12 protein-coding genes are annotated in these 14840 nt (G+C 69.8%); 2 read left to right on the plus strand and 10 right to left on the minus strand.

The genetic code is table 11. The annotated features are described in order from the left end of the window. Positions 1-3: 3 nt before the first annotated feature. The 10 genes from puhC to bchF all read right to left on the minus strand — a co-directional run bounded on the left by puhC (position 4) and on the right by bchF (position 12197). Entirely contained in the window at positions 4-489 is a 486-nt protein-coding gene (gene puhC, locus A7B20_RS16505) for a photosynthetic complex assembly protein PuhC (RefSeq protein WP_102109686.1), read from the minus strand. A gap of 15 nt (positions 490-504) precedes the next feature. After that, positions 505-1140 (minus strand): photosynthetic complex putative assembly protein PuhB, encoded by a 636-nt coding sequence (gene puhB / locus A7B20_RS16510; protein WP_102109687.1) that lies wholly within the window; start codon positions 1138-1140, stop codon positions 505-507. Between the two features lie 69 nt (positions 1141-1209). Next, positions 1210-1968: a photosynthetic reaction center subunit H gene (puhA, locus tag A7B20_RS16515; RefSeq protein WP_102109688.1), complete on the minus strand. Its 759-nt coding sequence runs from the start codon at positions 1966-1968 to the stop codon at positions 1210-1212. 32 nt (positions 1969-2000) lie between these two features. After that, positions 2001-3407, minus strand: coding sequence for a PucC family protein (locus tag A7B20_RS16520; RefSeq protein WP_245867037.1), 1407 nt, complete (start codon positions 3405-3407; stop codon positions 2001-2003). Between the two features lie 29 nt (positions 3408-3436). Then, positions 3437-4150 carry a magnesium protoporphyrin IX methyltransferase gene (gene bchM / locus A7B20_RS16525; RefSeq protein ID WP_102109690.1) on the minus strand — a complete coding sequence of 238 codons (714 nt, stop codon included), beginning with the start codon at positions 4148-4150 and terminating at the stop codon, positions 3437-3439. Continuing rightward, positions 4150-5076: a ferredoxin:protochlorophyllide reductase (ATP-dependent) iron-sulfur ATP-binding protein gene (gene bchL / locus A7B20_RS16530; RefSeq protein WP_102109691.1), complete on the minus strand. Its 927-nt coding sequence runs from the start codon at positions 5074-5076 to the stop codon at positions 4150-4152. Before bchL ends, bchM begins: the two co-directional genes overlap by 1 nt. A gap of 163 nt (positions 5077-5239) precedes the next feature. Then, a complete protein-coding gene (locus tag A7B20_RS16535) occupies positions 5240-8785 on the minus strand; it encodes a magnesium chelatase subunit H (RefSeq protein ID WP_102109692.1) in 3546 nt (1181 codons plus the stop codon). Further along, positions 8775-10343 carry a ferredoxin:protochlorophyllide reductase (ATP-dependent) subunit B gene (gene bchB, locus A7B20_RS16540; protein ID WP_102109693.1) on the minus strand — a complete coding sequence of 523 codons (1569 nt, stop codon included), beginning with the start codon at positions 10341-10343 and terminating at the stop codon, positions 8775-8777. The genes A7B20_RS16535 and bchB overlap by 11 nt, the downstream gene beginning before the upstream one ends. Before the next feature lie 61 nt (positions 10344-10404). Then, entirely contained in the window at positions 10405-11685 is a 1281-nt protein-coding gene (locus A7B20_RS16545) for a ferredoxin:protochlorophyllide reductase (ATP-dependent) subunit N (protein ID WP_102109694.1), read from the minus strand. Beyond that, positions 11682-12197 carry a 2-vinyl bacteriochlorophyllide hydratase gene (gene bchF / locus A7B20_RS16550; RefSeq protein ID WP_102109695.1) on the minus strand — a complete coding sequence of 172 codons (516 nt, stop codon included), beginning with the start codon at positions 12195-12197 and terminating at the stop codon, positions 11682-11684. Before bchF ends, A7B20_RS16545 begins: the two co-directional genes overlap by 4 nt. A 308-nt stretch (positions 12198-12505) precedes the next feature. On the opposite strand from bchF, the gene A7B20_RS16555 reads away from it, so the two are divergent. Together A7B20_RS16555 and ppsR are read left to right on the plus strand one after the other, a co-directional pair. Further along, positions 12506-13306 carry a cobalamin B12-binding domain-containing protein gene (locus tag A7B20_RS16555; RefSeq protein WP_157937712.1) on the plus strand — a complete coding sequence of 267 codons (801 nt, stop codon included), beginning with the start codon at positions 12506-12508 and terminating at the stop codon, positions 13304-13306. Between the two features lie 29 nt (positions 13307-13335). Continuing rightward, complete coding sequence (gene ppsR / locus A7B20_RS16560; RefSeq protein WP_102109697.1) at positions 13336-14748, plus strand: transcriptional regulator PpsR; 1413 nt, start codon at positions 13336-13338, stop codon at positions 14746-14748. Positions 14749-14840 lie beyond the last annotated feature (92 nt).

The raw sequence follows: 14840 nt of genomic DNA on the forward strand, positions 1-14840 counted from the left end.
CTTTCAGCTTGGCAGGATCCAGTTCCAGTAGGCGGTGTTTCCCGCACCGAAACTGGTCAGTTCGACGTGCCAGCCCGATGCCGGGTCAAGCAGCGTCAGCCTCCCGTTGGCGAGACGGGAGATCGTGACCGGGGGATTGCCTTCCACCCGGGAAACCTTGCGGGCGCGGTTCAGCCCTTCGACGACGACCGAGATGAAGGCACCGTTGTCCTGCCGCGTGACCAGCGTGCCGTCGGGGTCGGTCACGACCAGCGACTTGCCGTCGGCGACGAGGATAACCGAGCGTTCGGCGATCACCGCGGCGGCCTGGGGCACCCCGGACTTCGGCAGCTTGAATACGACCTGCACGGTCGCCAGCGCCAGCGCCGAGAGGGCCAGCGCGGCCATGGCGATCACCAGCTTCTTCGGGATCATCTCGCGGTCGCGCCGCTCCATCTCGCGGCGCTCGGCGTCGTAGTAGAGACCGCCCTGGATTCGTTTCGTGCTCATGGCGTCCTCCCTTGCCTACTCTGCGGCCACGGCGCCGGATGTGTCAACTCTGCGTGACACTTCGGGACGGCTGATGCGCGTTTCCGCCGCATCGGCCAGGATCCGTGCCACCCGCGCGGCATCGGGGATGGCCCGCAGCGCCGGCTGGGTGTGCTTCAGGTGCCAGGGGCGCACATGGGGCCAGAGCATCATGTGGGAAAGGCGGACTTCTCCTGCGGTTTCAATGGCGATGGTGCCGCTGCCGTCCTTGCGGACCGACAGCGCGGCCCCCGCGATGCGGTTGAACGGCAGGTTCAGGGTCAGCGTCAGGGCGGCGCCGATGCGCATGGCGACGCGGGCGGTGGTGATGGTGTAAAGTGTCGCGCGCGCCTGACAGAAGGCGATCAGCAGCAGGATCGCGCAGGCCACGAGGCCGACGGCAAGGAAGGGAATCGCAAGGGGCAGGGCGGCCGCGAAACCGAGTTCGGTCGAGGAGACGCCGACGCGCCAGACCGCAAGGACGGCGAAGTAGAGCGCGACCCAGTGCACCTTCAGCGCCTGGCAGGCCAGCCCCAGGACCGAGGGGCGCCCCTGCCAGAGGATCAGCTCGCCCTTCGGCAGGGTCTCGGGCAGGCCCGGCACGGGCTCGATAGCGAAATCATCGTGGGACATCGGTCGTCCTCCCTCTCGGTTCCCGTGATGGTGGGCGTGCCCGGGTGGCTGGCCCGGGCACGGATCGTCCTATTTCCGGTAGAGCAGGCCGCCGGCGAACCAGGCCATGATCTTCTCTTCCTCCAGCAGGGTGATCCGCGTGCTGGACTGGATGCCCGGGATCCCCGCCACCTGGTTCGAGTCGAGCGAGGTGATGTCGACCCAGCGGGACGTGACCTTGACCATGGTCATCGGCGCCAGCCGCTTGCCGGTGCCGTGACCGTCCTGAAGCTCGAACTCGACATAGCGCACCATGTGCTCGGGCTCGTCGATCCAGAGATCGGTGACGGTGCCCACCACCTGGTCGTCGCGGCAGACCACGGGCAGGCCGCGCGGATCGCGCCCGGCGGTGACCATGAAGCCGTCGGTCATCGACATCGGCCGGATCTTCGGCTGGCCGTGGCCGCCCAGTTCCGGCACGTCGCGGCGCGGCGCCCAGGAGGCCGGGCCGACGCCGTCGACCATCGGATCGCCGGTCGGGGCATGGGGGAAGCCCTCGCCGGTGGCGGTACGGGCCAGCGCCAGGTCGGCGCGGCGGTGCTTCGCCTCGTTCTCGGCGCTCGGCACCGTCACGTCGCCCCGGTTGAAGGGCAGGTGGAAGGTCTTGGGCGCGGGCAGGGGGAACAGGCCCTGGTTCGGCGCAGTGGCGCCGTCCTCGGTCTCGAGAGGATAGCCCTCGCGCATGTTCTCGGTCTGGAGGTAATAGACGAGCAGGGCGAAGAAGATCCAGAACAGCCAGATCGCCAGGCTGGCCAGATCGAAGTTTCCGAAAAATGTGACGCCGACCATAGCAGGGTCCTCCGCTGTTTATGTCCGTTGGGTCAGGTGGGGAAGTCGGCAAGACCGATCTTGCCGCCCTCCGGGTTCGCGTGGCTTGGATTGAGGAACGAGATCTTCACGAGCGGCCCCAGCACGATCAGGGTCGCAAAGAGAAGCGCGATTTCAAGGTGATAGACGGTGATGTATCCCATGGCCGGCACGTTCAGCACATCGCCGAGCCGCCCCGTCTCGGCCAGCACCGACACGCCGTCACGCAGGCTGCCGCCAAGCGCGGTGGACAGCCCCGCCGCCGTCGCCTGCGCCGCGCCCCAGGCGCCGAGCGCGAGGCCCCGCCCCGCCAGGCCGCGCGTCTTCATCGCCATGGCGGCGGTGAGGGTCGAGACCGAGAACAGCCCGCCGCCAAGCCCGATGCCGCAGGCGCCGATGTAGAACAGCGCGTTGGACTGCATCGGCGCGGCGAAGATCACGCAGGAGAAGGCGGCGATCCCGATCAGGATCCCGCGCGAGGCCATGCGATAGGTCGAAAGGCCCCCCTTCAGCCACTTCGCGGCCAGCCCGAAGCCGGTCAGCGCGCCGACCGACCAGAGCGCCGTCAGCACCGTGGTGGCCGAGACCGACAGCCCCATGATCTGCCCGCCGTAGGGCTCCAGCAGCACGTCCTGCATGTTGAAGGCCATGGTGCCGACGAAGACGACCGCCAGCAGCCGCCCCGCATCGCCGCCGGAGGCGAAATCGGCCCAGGCCTCCGAGAACTTCGGCCGCGGCTCCTCGCGCTCTTCCTTGCTCATGGGGCGGACCTGTTCCTGCTTCCAGAGCGCGACGAGGTTCAGAAGCAGCGTGACCAGCGCCGTGCCCTGCACCACGCGGATCAGCTTCAGCGGCGTGAAGTCCGACAAGAGCCAGCCGATCACCAGCGAGGAGATCCCCATGCCGATCAGGAACATGACGTAGAGCAGCGCCACCACCCGCGGCCGCGTCTCGTCATCCGCCCGGTCGGAGGCGAGCGCGAGGCCCGCGGTCTGGGTCATGTGGAGGCCGAGCCCCGTCATCAGGAAGGCGAGCGCCGCCAGCACCTCGCCCGCCCAGGGCGGCCCCAGCGTCTGGTCGCCCGAGAGCACGATCAGCGCGAAGGGCATCACCGCAAGGCCCCCCATCTGCCAGAGCGAGCCGAACCAGAGGTATGGCACCCGCTTCCAGCCGATCGCCGACCTGTGGGTGTCCGACCGGAACCCCAGCAGCGCGCGGAACGGCGCGATCAGCACCGGCAGCGCGATCATGAAGGCGACGACCATCGCCGGCACGGACAGCTCGACGATCATCACGCGGTTCAGCGTGCCAAGCAGCATGACCGAGGCCATGCCGACCGACAGCTGGAACAGCGACAGGCGCAGAAGCTGGCCCAGCGGCAGGCCGGTGGAGCCCGCATCGGCGAAGGGCAGCACGCTCATCGTCAGGGATTTCAGGTGTTTGGCACGGATCAGCACGGCCGGTACTCCAGGCATTCCGAGATGTAGAACCCGCTCGTCACCCGCTCGACCTTCTCGAGCCGCCCCGCGACGCGGCGGGCGAGGGTGCGGTGGGCGTGGGGGACCATGACGGGCGAGCGGTCGGCGCGCGGGAACAGCTTGCCCATGGTGAAGAAGGCCATGAGGAACGGCGTCTTCGGCGCGACGGTGAAGACGACGCTGCGCGCGGTCCTTTCCCCGAGCCTGTCGAGCGCGGCGGTGATGTCTGGGACCGCGTAGTAGATCAGGCTGTCCATGGCGACGACGTAGTCGAACCGCCCGAGCGTGTCGGACAGCATGTCGCCGCTGGCGAAGGTCACGCGGTGGCGCTGCGCCTCCGGCAGCCGCCGCTCGGCAATGGCGACGAGGGCGGGGGAGATGTCCACCGCCACCACGTCGGCGCCGCGTCCGGCGAGGATCGCCGTCACCTGCCCCGCGCCGCAGCCGGCATCGAGGATCCGCGCGCCCGACAGGTCCGCGGGCAGCCGCGACAGCATCAGATCGCGCATCCGGTCGCGCCCCGCGCGCACGGTCTGGCGGATCCGGCTCACCGGGGCGTCCGAGGTCAGCCGCGCCCAGGTCTCCGTCGCCGTGCGGTCGAAGTAATCCTCGACCCGCGCCCGCGTCGCGTCGTAGCCGGGCGAACCCGGCCGCGCCGCCACGGGATATGCCCCCCCGTCCGCCATCAGTCGAACCCCAGAAGCTCGAAGATCTCCCGGTCGGGCAGGGAGGTCGGCGCCAGAGGCTCGGTCCCGGCGTAAAGCGCCTGGGCGAGGCGGATGTATTCCGCGCGGGCGAGCAGGATATCGTCCTCGTCCGGCATCTCGAACAGGGTCTTCTTCTTCAGCCGCGACCGGCGGATCGCGTCGATGTCGGGCATGTGGGCGATCCGGTTGAACCCCACCACGTCGCAGTAGCGGTCCACCTCGTCCGTCGACTTCGACCGGTTGGCGATGCAGCCCGCGAGCCGCACGTTGTAGTTCTTCGACTTCGCCTGCACCGCGGCGATGATCCGGTTCATCGCGTAGATGCTGTCGAAATCGTTCGCCGTGACGATCACCGCCCGGTCGGCATGCTGGAGCGGCGCCGCGAAGCCGCCGCAGACCACGTCGCCGAGCACGTCGAAGATCACCACGTCGGTGTCCTCCAGCATGTGGTGCTGCTTCAGAAGCTTCACCGTCTGCCCCACGACATAGCCGCCGCAGCCCGTGCCCGCGGGCGGCCCCCCCGCCTCGACGCATTTCACGCCGTTGAAGCCTTCGGTCACGAAATCCTCGGGGCGCAGCTCCTCGGCGTGGAAATCGACCTCCTTCAGGATGTCGATCACCGTCGGCTGCAGCTGCCCGGTCAGGGTGAAGGTCGAATCGTGCTTCGGATCGCAGCCGATCTGGAGCACCCGCTTTCCGAGCGTGGAAAACGCCGCCGACAGGTTCGACGAGGTCGTCGACTTCCCGATCCCGCCCTTGCCGTAGACGGCGAAGACCTGCGCCCCCTCGATCCTCATCGAGGCGTCCTGGTGCACCTGCACCGATCCCTCGCCATCCTCGCCACGTCCCAGATCGGGCACGCCCGCCGCGCGGCGCAGGGTGGAAACTTCGTCTCTCGGGCTCATGCGATCCCTTTCCGGCAGGGCACCAACGCCCTGCACATCGTTGCTTTCCAAATATCCCGGGGGGTGGCCGTCGGATGCGCCATCGGGTCAGGCACCGATGGCGACGGGGCCGGCCCCCCGGCGGATCGCGCCGCAGGCCCGAAACCATATTCCCCCGAACCGATCATTCCGCCGCCACCCCTTCCAGCCGGTCTTCCAACTCGTCCGCCGCCCCCTGCAGCGCGGCGAGCGTCGCCGCGTCGGGGCTCCAGTACTGCCGGTCGCTCGCCTCCAGCAGCCGCCCCGCCATCCGGGCCGAGGCTTCGGGGTTCAGCGCCGCCAGCCGGTCGCGCATCTCGGTGTCCAGCACGAAGGTCTCGGACAGCCGCTGGTAGACCCAGGGCTCCACCTGCCCCGTCGTCGCCGACCAGCCGAGCGTGTTGGTCACGTGCGCCTCGATCTGCCGCACGCCCTCGTGGCCGTGCTTCAGCAGGCTCTCGTAGAACTTCGGGTTCAGGCTGCGCGAGCGCGTCTCGAGCGCGATCTGGTCCTTCAGGGTCCGGACCTTGCCCGCCCCCCGCGTCTGGTCGCCGATGTAGACGGCGGCGTCCGAGCCCTTCGCCCGCTTCACCGCCCGCGAGATCCCGCCGAGCGTGTCGAAGTAGTGATCGACCGAGGTCACCCCCAGCTCGACCGATTCGAGGTTCTGGTAGGCCACGTCGACATCCCGCAGCGCCGTCTGCAGCAGACCCGCGTTCTTCGTCGCCTTGCCGCTGCGGCCGTAGGCGAAGCTCTTCCGCGCCTCGTAGGCATCGGCCAGCTCGTCCTCGTCGCCGAAGGCCGAGGAGTCGACCAGCGTGTTGACGTTCGAGCCATAGGCGCCCTCGGCATTCGAGAAGACGCGCAGCGCCGCCGTCTCCATGTCGCAGCCCATCTTTTCGGCATAGGCCAGGGCATGGGCGCGGACGAAGTTCATCCCGACCGGCTCCTCCGCCGTGGCGCATTTCCACGCGGCCTCGGCCAGCATCCGGGTCTGGAGCGGCAGGAGGTCACGGAAGATCCCCGACAGCGTCATCACCACGTCGATCCGCGGCCGCCCGAGCGTCTCCAGCGGCACCAGGTCGGCGCCGCAGAGCCGCCCGTAGCCGTCGAACCGCGGCACCGCCCCCATCAGCGCCAGCGCCTGGGCGATCGGTCCGCCGTCGGACTTGATGTTGTCCGACCCCCAGAGCACCAGCGCAACGCTGCGTGGCAGCACCCTGTGCGTCTCCAGCAGCAGCTGCGCCTGCTTCGCGCCTTCCGCCATGGCGAAGGCCGTGGGCATCCGGAACGGGTCGAAGGCGTGGATGTTGCGCCCGGTCGGCAGCACCTCGGGCGACCGGATCAGGTCGCCCCCCGCCACCGGCGGCGTGAAGCGGCCAGCCAGCGCGCGCATCAGCGCCGGCAGCTCGTGGTCCTGCGCCAGCAGCCCGTCGATCCGCGCCCGCGTCTCGTCGTCGCAATCGGCCATCAGCGCGATCTGCGCCGCCCGCTCGCCCGCGCCCATGGGCCGGCCGACGATGTGGAGCCCGTCGGGCATCAGCGCATCCTCGGTCTCCAGCAGCTTCAGCCAGAGCTTCGCGGGCGGCGTGCCGCCCATGTCCACCGCCGCCGCCTGGTCGGCGATCAGCGCCTCCAGCTCCGCCCGGTCGGCGCTCTCGGGGGACAGGCCGCGCCAGCGCGCAAGGCTCTCCTTCAGCTCCAGCAGCCCCTTGTAGAGCCCGGCCGCGGCCAGGGGCGGCGTCAGGTGCGTCACGCAGACCGCGCCCGACCGCCGCTTCGCCAGCGTCGCTTCCGACGGGTTGTTCGAGGCATAGAGATAGACGTTCGGCATGTCGCCGATCAGCCGGTCCGGCCAGTCCGAAGCGCCCATCCCGGCCTGCCGTCCCGGCATGAACTCCAGCGCGCCGTGCATCCCGAAATGCAGCACCGCGTCGGCGCCGAAATCCTCGCGGATCCAGCGGTAGAAGGCGCTGAACGCATGTGTCGGCGCGAAGCCCTTCTCGAACAAGAGCCGCATCGGGTCGCCCTCGTAGCCGAAGGCGGGCTGCACGCCGACGAAGACGTTGCCGAAATGCTGGCCCAGCACGAAGACGCCGCGCCCGTCGCTCTGCACCCGGCCCGGGGCGGGGCCCCAGACCTGCTCGATCTCCGAGAGCCAGGGCGTGCCGTCCACCAGCCGGTCCGCCGGGATCCGCGCCGCGACGTTCGCCTGCTGGCCGTAGGTCGCGGCGTTGCCCTTCAGGATCACCTCGCGCAGCTCGTCCACCGTCTCGGGCGGGTCGAGGTCATAGCCCTCCGCCTTCATCCGGTGCAGCGTGTTGAACAGGCTCTCGAACACCGAAAGATAGGCCGCGGTCCCGACGGCCCCGGCATTGGGCGGGAAGCCGAAGAGCACGATCGCCACCTTGCGGTCCGGCGTGACCGAGCGGCGCAGCTTCGCCAGCCGCAGCACCCGCTCGCCCAGCCGCTCGATCCGCTCGGGGCAGGGGGCCATGGCGCGGTGCTGGGTGCCGCCGGTGCACATGCGCGGACAGCCCTGGCAGCCCGCGCCGCCGTGCCGCCCGGCAAAGACCGTGGGATTGGTCGCGCCGTCGATCTCGGGCAGGGCGATCAGCATCGTGGTCTCGACCGGCCCGAGCCCCGCGCCGCTCTCGGCCCACTGCCCCAGGGTCTGGAACTCCAGCGGATGGGCGGCGACGTAAGGAACGTCGAGACGCGACAGCACCTCCACGGCCGCGGCGCTGTCGTTGTAGGCGGGACCGCCCACCAGCGAGAAGCCGGTCAGCGACACCAGCGCGTCGACCCTGCCCTGGAAATAGGCCTCGATCGCGGGCCGCCCGTCGAGCCCCCCGGCGAAGGCCGGGATGCAGCGGATCCCCCGCGCCTCGAAGGCCCGGATCACCGCGTCGTAATGCGCCGAATCCGAGGCCAGGACGTAGGAGCGCAGCATCAGGAGCCCCACCGTCGCCACCGGGCGCCTCGGCGCGGGCAGCGCCGCCGCGTCGGTCACGATATGGGTGCCCGGCAGGTCGGGGTGATAGAGCCCGACCTCGGGGTACTCCACCGGCGCCTTCACCGCGCCGCCCCGCCAGGACGGCTCGCGGCAATAGCGCGAGATCAGCATCCGGATCATCTGCTCGACGTTGTCGTCCGAGCCGCCCAGCCAGTACTGCATCGCCAGGAAATAGGCGCGCAGGTCCTGCGCCTTGCCGGGCAGATAGCGCAGGATCGCCGGGATCCGGCGCAGGATCTTCATCTGGCTCTCGCCCGAGGTGCGCCCCTTCGCCTTCGGCTTCAGCTTCTTCAGCATCGCCATCAGCCCGCTCGCGGGCTTCAGCATGTCGACCGAGCCCATTCGGGTCAGCTTCACGATCTTCTCGTCGGCGATCACCCCCAGCATGGCGTCGCAGCGGTCCCGCCGCGCCTCAAGCTCGGGCAGGATGGCAAGGATGTGCTCCTCCAGGAACAGGAGGTTGCAGATCACGATGTCGGCGTGGCGCACCGCGTCCTTCGCCAGCGCCAGGGCGCGCGGATCCTCGGCCCAGCCGGCCGCGGCATGGACGCTCAGGCTCAGCCCCGGGAAATCCCGCTCCAGCCGCGGCAGCGCCCGCGCCGCGGGGCCCGCGGAATGGGCGTCCAGCGTCACGATCACGACGCGGTAGCCGGTGATCTCGCCGCTATCGCGCATAATGGGCCTTCGCCTCGTACAGGGTTTCGACCGAGACCTGCGACAGCCCCTTCCGCGCCGCGAAGGCCTCGGTGTTGCGCTTCGCCTTGCCGCGGACGAAGAACGGGATCTTCTTCAGCTCCCGCTCCGCCTCGGCCTGCCAGACAACGACCTCCCCGGCCCCCGCCATCTTTGCTTCACAAATATCCTGGGGGGAGGCCGCAGGCCGGGGGGCAACGCCCCCCTCGACCTCGGCCAGGGGCGCCACCGCCTTGCCGCCGTGGTGCGAGGGTCCGGCCGCGTCGTGGAACTCGAAATCCTCGCGGAACATGTGCAGCAGGTGCTCCTCCAGCCCCATGACAAGCGGATGCACCCAGGTGTCGAAGATCACGTTCGCGCCCTCGAACCCCATCTGCGGCGAATAGCGCGCGGGGAAGTCCTGGACATGGACCGGGGCCGAGATCACGGCGCAGGGGATGCCGAGCCGCTTGCCGATGTGGCGCTCCATCTGGGTGCCGAGGATCATCTCGGGCGCCAGCGCCTCGATCGCCGCCTCGACCTCGAGATAGTCGTCGGTGATCAGCGCCTCGAGCCCGTATTCCTTCGCAAGCTTCCGGATCGGGCGGGCGAACTCGCGGTTGTAGCAGCCCATGCCGCAGACCTCGAAGCCGATCTCGTCCCGCGCGATCCGGGCGGCGGCGGCGACGTGGGTGGCGTCGCCGAACAGGAACACCCGCTTGCCGGTCAGGTAGGTCGAATCGACGCTTGCCGCGTACCAGGGCTGGCGCAGGCGCGACTCGTCGGCCTTCGCTTCGATCCCGGCCAGGGCGCAGACCTCGGCGATGAAGTCGCGCGTCGCGTGGGCGCCGATCGGCACCGTCTTCGTGAAGGGCTGACCCAGGGTCTTCTCGCACCAGCGCGCGGCGGTCTCGCCGGTTTCGGGGTAGAGCAGGACGTTGAACCGCGCGGCGCCCAGCCGGGCGATGTCCGAGGGGGTGGCGTTCAGCGGCGCGACGACGTTGACCGCGATGCCGAGGCTTTCGAGCAGCCCGGCGATCTCGGCCACGTCGTCGCGGTGGCGGAAGCCGAGCCCGGTGGGCCCGAGGATGTTGCAGGAGGGTCCTTCGTCGCGTTCCATCGGCCGCGCGAGGTGGCGGACGATCTGGAAGAAGGTCTCGTCGGCGCCGAAGTTCTCCTTCCGCTGGTAGGAGGGCAGCTCCAGCGGGATCACCGGCACCGGCAGGCCCATGGTCTCGGCGAGGCCCCCGGGGTCGTCCTGGATCAGCTCGGCGGTGCAGGAGGCGCCGACGATGATCGCCTCCGGGCGGAACCGCTCGTAGGCGTCGCGGCAGGCGTCCTTGAACAGGTGCGCCGTGTCCGAGCCGAGGTCGCGGGCCTGGAAGGTGGTGTAGGTGACGGGCGGGCGGTGGTTCCGCCGCTCGATCATCGTGAACAGCAGGTCGGCATAGGTGTCGCCCTGGGGGGCGTGGAGCACGTAGTGCAGCCCCTTCATCCCCGTCGCCACGCGCATGGCGCCGACGTGGGGCGGGCCCTCGTATGTCCAGACGGTGAGCTTCATGGCCGGCCCCCGGGGCTCTGCCCCGGACCCCGGAGTATTTGGGCAAAGAAGAAACACGTGGTCATGCGTGGGTCCCCCGCGTCAGGGCCGCGCGGCGGCGGAGCGGGCGGGCGAAGAGGGCGGCGAGGTCGCCGGCCTGTTCGTAGAAGTGGACCGGGGTGAAGACGAGCTCGATCGCCCACTTGGTCGCCATCCCCTCCGCCTCCAGCGGGTTGGCGAGGCCGAGACCGCAGACCGTCAGGTCGGCCCGCGCGGCGCGGGCGCGGTCGAGCTGCCTGTCGACGTCCTGGCCTTCGGAGAGGGTGAAGTCCGGCGTCATCAGGTCGAGGTCGGGGCCGGTCAGGGCGCGGTGCAGGAAGGGGGTGCCGACCTCGACCGCGCGCATGCCGCATTCGCGGGTCAGGAACCGGGCAAGCGGGATTTCCAGCTGGCTGTCGGGGAAGAAGAACAGCGACTTGTCCCTCAGCGTCTCCGTCGCCGCGGCGATGGCCTTCCGCGCGCGGGCGCGGGGGGCTTCGGTGACGTTGCGGAAGGTCTCGGCGCTGACGCCGAATTCCCCCGCGATGGCGGAGAGCCAGGCGGTGGTGCCCTCCTCGCCGAAGGGGAAGGGGGCGGGGATGTGGGTTGCGCCGCGCCGCTCCAGCGCCGCGTGGGTATCGCCGAGGAAGGGCTGGGTCAGGGCGTAGACGGTGTTCGCCCCGATCGCGGGCGTGTCGGCGCTGCGCCGGGCGGGCAGGCAGCGGACGCGGTCGATCCCCATGGCCGAGAGCAGGGCCAGCGCCTGGTCCTCGACCACGTCGGGCAGCGCGCCGACCAGCAGCAGCTCCCGCGCGTCGGTTTCCGGCAGGGTCGGGACCATCGAGGCGAGGCAGGCATCCTCCCCTTGCGTGAAGGTCGTCTCGATCCCCGAGCCCGAGTAGTTCAGCACCCGCACGTGCGGGCTGTGCTTCACCGTCAGCCGCTCGGCCGCGCGGTGCAGGTCCAGCTTGATGACCTCGGAGGGGCAGGAGCCGACGAGGAACAGCTGGCGGATGTCGGGGCGGCGGGCGAGCAGGCGGTCCACCTCGCGGTCGAGCTCCTCCTGCGCGTCGGCGAGGCCGGCGAGGTCCTTCTCTTCCAGGATCGCGGTGGCGAAGCGGGGTTCGGCGAAGATCATCACGCCCGCCGCGGATTGCAGCAGGTGGGCGCAGGTGCGGCTGCCCACGACGAGGAAGAAGGCGTCCTGCATCTTGCGGTGCAGCCAGATGATGCCGGTGAGGCCGCAGAACACCTCGCGCTGGCCGCGTTCCTTCAGGACGGGCAGGTCGCGGCAGCCGCCGGTCGGGGGCGTGAGGTCGTTCATGCGGTCACCCCGCCATAGCCGGCGCCCGAGGCCGCTTCCTCCAGCCGCGCCGCGCGCAGCTTCAGCACGAACTGCGCCGCGTTCAGCACGTAGGCGGCATAGGCCAGCAGCGTCACCGCCATCAGCGCGACGGGCGCCATGGCGCCGGCGACGAGCCCCCAGAGATAGAGGGTGTGCAGCGCGATCACCCCGAAGCTCACCACGTCCTCCCAGAAGAAGGCGGGGGCGAAGAGCCACTGGCCGAACACCCGCTTCTCCCAGATCGCGCCGGTGACCATGATCGTGTAGAGGCAGAGCGTCTTCGCCAGGATCGACAGGGTGGCCGCGCCATAGCCCTCGCCGGTCAGAAGGAAGCGCAGCACGAGGCCGAGCGAGACCGCGAAGACCAGGAACTGCACCGGCGCGAGGATCCCCTGCACCGTGGTCCAGGCGGTCGCGTCCCGGCGTGCCCGCTGTTCCGGGGTGTAGAGCCGGGCGATGGCGGGCGCGGGGATGTCGGAGGAGGGGCGCATGGCAGCTTTCCGGACAGGGTTCCAGGCGGGCTCGAGTCCTGTCGAGTTAGACACCCGCCGGTCAGAGTGTCAATTAAAACTTACACTCCGAACCTGACACCTTCCGGCCACCGACCCCTGTTCCTTGCGCCGCGCCGCCCTATCTGTAAGGGAGCCGCGACACTTTGCCGGGGTCGATGAGCGAGGGGAAAGCCGTGTCAATAGCCTTTGACATTGCGGGGGGAAAGGCGGAGACTTGCGGCCGTGCGCCCGGCATCCGGCCGGCCGCACGACACCGCTGCAAACCCCGCTGGAGGGGACATCCCGTCATGCCGAACAATTCGGACAAGAAACGAGGACTGCGGCGGGGCGCACCGGACGAATCGGTGGGCTCTCTGGCGTCCCAGGCGCTGTCCGTCCTGGCCTCGCGGCGGGCGGGCAAGCCACCGGGCATGTCGGAACGCTTTCTCCAGGCGCTGGAACAGGCCGTCTGCAAGGGCGGGCAGCACGACCGCGATCTCGTCATCCGGGAAATGGCCTCGGCCGGCATCGCGCGCGAGGACATCGCGGACCTCTACGTGCCGATGGTCGCGCGCCGCATGGGCCGCGCCTGGTGCGAGGACACGATGAGCTTTGCCGAGGTCACCATCGGCGCCGCCCGGCTCCAGGGCGTGGTGCGCGAGCTGACGGAAGACTGGTCGGTCGGGGCGCGGATCTATGACGACGGGCCGAACGTGGTGGTCATCGTCATCGCCGACGAATACCACACCCTCGGCCCGATGCTCATCACCTCGCAGCTGCGCCGCCTCGGCGTCTCGGTGCGCCTGCTTCTCGGGCGGCCGCTGGCCGAAGTGCAGGCGATCCTGCGCGAACAGGCCTTCGACGCGGTGTTCATTTCCGTCGCGCACGTGGAAAGGCTTGCCCAGATCAGCGCAATCGTCAAAATGTTGCGCAGCCAGATGGCCGAACCCGTCCCGATCGTGGTCGGTGGGCCCGCGGCGGAGGAAGAGCCAGCGACGAAGACCCTGACAGGTGCCGACCATGTATCGAGTGACATCCGCGAGGCGCTCCGGCTGTGCGGACTGAAGGACCGTATGCCCGCCGTGCCACCGTCCAGGACGGGGGGCTGAGCCGTGACACCACTTCCCGGACCTCGGCCATGACGTCGCGCGGCACACAGTACTGGTCCAGCGGTGCGATTCCGCTGATCGGGCCCGATATCCTGGGCGACATCATCGCGAATGCCTCGGACATCGCCGTGGTGATCTCGGACATGGGCCGGGTGCTGTCGGTGCTGATCAACCCGAACCACGCCAGCTTCGGCCAGCTCGACCACTGGCAGGGCCGCGACATCCGCGATTTCCTGACCATCGAGAGCGTCGCCAAGCTCGACACCCAGCTCGAGGTGTTCAACACCGGCAAGAGCTCGACCAAGGCGATCGAGCTGAACCACACCGACGGGACGGTGTGGGAGTTCCCGGTGCGCTATTCCTTCCACCGGGTCGGCCCCGACGGCGGGCTGCTGCTGCTCGGCCGCGACCTTCGGCCCATCGCGGAGATGCAGCAGCAGCTGGTCAAGGCGCAGCTGGCGCTGGAGCGGGATTACGAGGCGCAGCGCGATTCGGAGACGCGGCTGCGCGTGGTGATGGACGAGACGCGCGAGGCGCTGGCCTTCGTCTCGCTCGGCACCGGGCGGATCGTCGACCTGAACGCCGCCGCGGCCATGGTGCTGGGCGAGAACCTGTCGGACCTGAAGGACACGCCCCTCGCCAACGAGTTCGAGAACCGCAAGCGGGGCGAGCTTCTGGATGCCCTCGTCGCCGCCGCCCTGGCCGAGGACCATCCGCCGGTGCCGCTGACCTCGCGGCGGACGGGGCGGGCGCTGCGGGTCAGCCCGCGGATCTTCCGCGCCTCGGGCGACCGGATGCTGCTCTGCCGGTTCGAGAACGCAGAGAGCGCCCAGAACGGCGCCGATCCGCTGCGCGAGAACCTCGGCGCCTTCTACCGCGACGGGGTCGACGCGATCCTGTTCACCGACCGCAACGGCGTCATCCAGTCCGGCAACGAGGCGTTCCTGAAGCTGATCGGCGCCGCCCACCTGAGCATCGTGAAGGGCAAGCCGCTGTCCGATTTCCTGGCGCGCGGCTCGGTCGACATGAAGCTTCTGGTGGAGAATGCCGCGCGGGCGGGGCAGATGCGCCTGTTCGCCAGCCGCCTCATCAACGATTTCGGCGTCGAGGTGCCGGTCGAGATCTCGGCCACCTGGCTCCAGAGCAGCACCCATCCCGCCGTGGTCCTGGTGATGCGCGACGCGGGCCACGCCGAGGCCCTGCGCGGCCCCGGCGTCGCCATCGGCGACCAGACGGCGCGGCCGGTGATGGATCTGGTGGGCACCGCGACGCTGAAGGACATCGTCTCGGAGACGACCGACGTGGTCGAGAAGATGTGCATCGAGACGGCGGTGGAGCTGACCCGCAACAACCGCGTCGCCGCGGCCGAGATGCTGGGGCTGTCGCGCCAGTCGCTTTACGTCAAGCTGCGGAAGTACGGGCTGCTCAGCCGCGACTCCTGATCCTTCGGGCCGCGGCGCCTGCGCGGCGCGCAGTCCCTGGCGGCAGGGAGCGGGGTCCGCGCCCGGCGGCGCCTGCGTAAAAGTGTCAACCT

This window comes from Oceaniglobus roseus (assembly GCF_002869745.1).
GTDB classification, from domain to species: Bacteria; Pseudomonadota; Alphaproteobacteria; order Rhodobacterales; family Rhodobacteraceae; genus Oceaniglobus; species Oceaniglobus roseus.

Coding starts and splice junctions, on each gene's coding strand:
- puhC (WP_102109686.1), bottom strand. CDS start 489: ATGAGCACGAAACGAATCCAGGGCGGTCTCTACTACGACGCCGAGCGC.
- puhB (WP_102109687.1), bottom strand. CDS start 1,140: ATGTCCCACGATGATTTCGCTATCGAGCCCGTGCCGGGCCTGCCCGAG.
- puhA (WP_102109688.1), bottom strand. CDS start 1,968: ATGGTCGGCGTCACATTTTTCGGAAACTTCGATCTGGCCAGCCTGGCG.
- A7B20_RS16520 (WP_245867037.1), bottom strand. CDS start 3,407: ATGAGCGTGCTGCCCTTCGCCGATGCGGGCTCCACCGGCCTGCCGCTG.
- bchM (WP_102109690.1), bottom strand. CDS start 4,150: ATGGCGGACGGGGGGGCATATCCCGTGGCGGCGCGGCCGGGTTCGCCC.
- bchL (WP_102109691.1), bottom strand. CDS start 5,076: ATGAGCCCGAGAGACGAAGTTTCCACCCTGCGCCGCGCGGCGGGCGTG.
- A7B20_RS16535 (WP_102109692.1), bottom strand. CDS start 8,785: ATGCGCGATAGCGGCGAGATCACCGGCTACCGCGTCGTGATCGTGACG.
- bchB (WP_102109693.1), bottom strand. CDS start 10,343: ATGAAGCTCACCGTCTGGACATACGAGGGCCCGCCCCACGTCGGCGCC.
- A7B20_RS16545 (WP_102109694.1), bottom strand. CDS start 11,685: ATGAACGACCTCACGCCCCCGACCGGCGGCTGCCGCGACCTGCCCGTC.
- bchF (WP_102109695.1), bottom strand. CDS start 12,197: ATGCGCCCCTCCTCCGACATCCCCGCGCCCGCCATCGCCCGGCTCTAC.
- A7B20_RS16555 (WP_157937712.1), top strand. CDS start 12,506: ATGCCGAACAATTCGGACAAGAAACGAGGACTGCGGCGGGGCGCACCG.
- ppsR (WP_102109697.1), top strand. CDS start 13,336: ATGACGTCGCGCGGCACACAGTACTGGTCCAGCGGTGCGATTCCGCTG.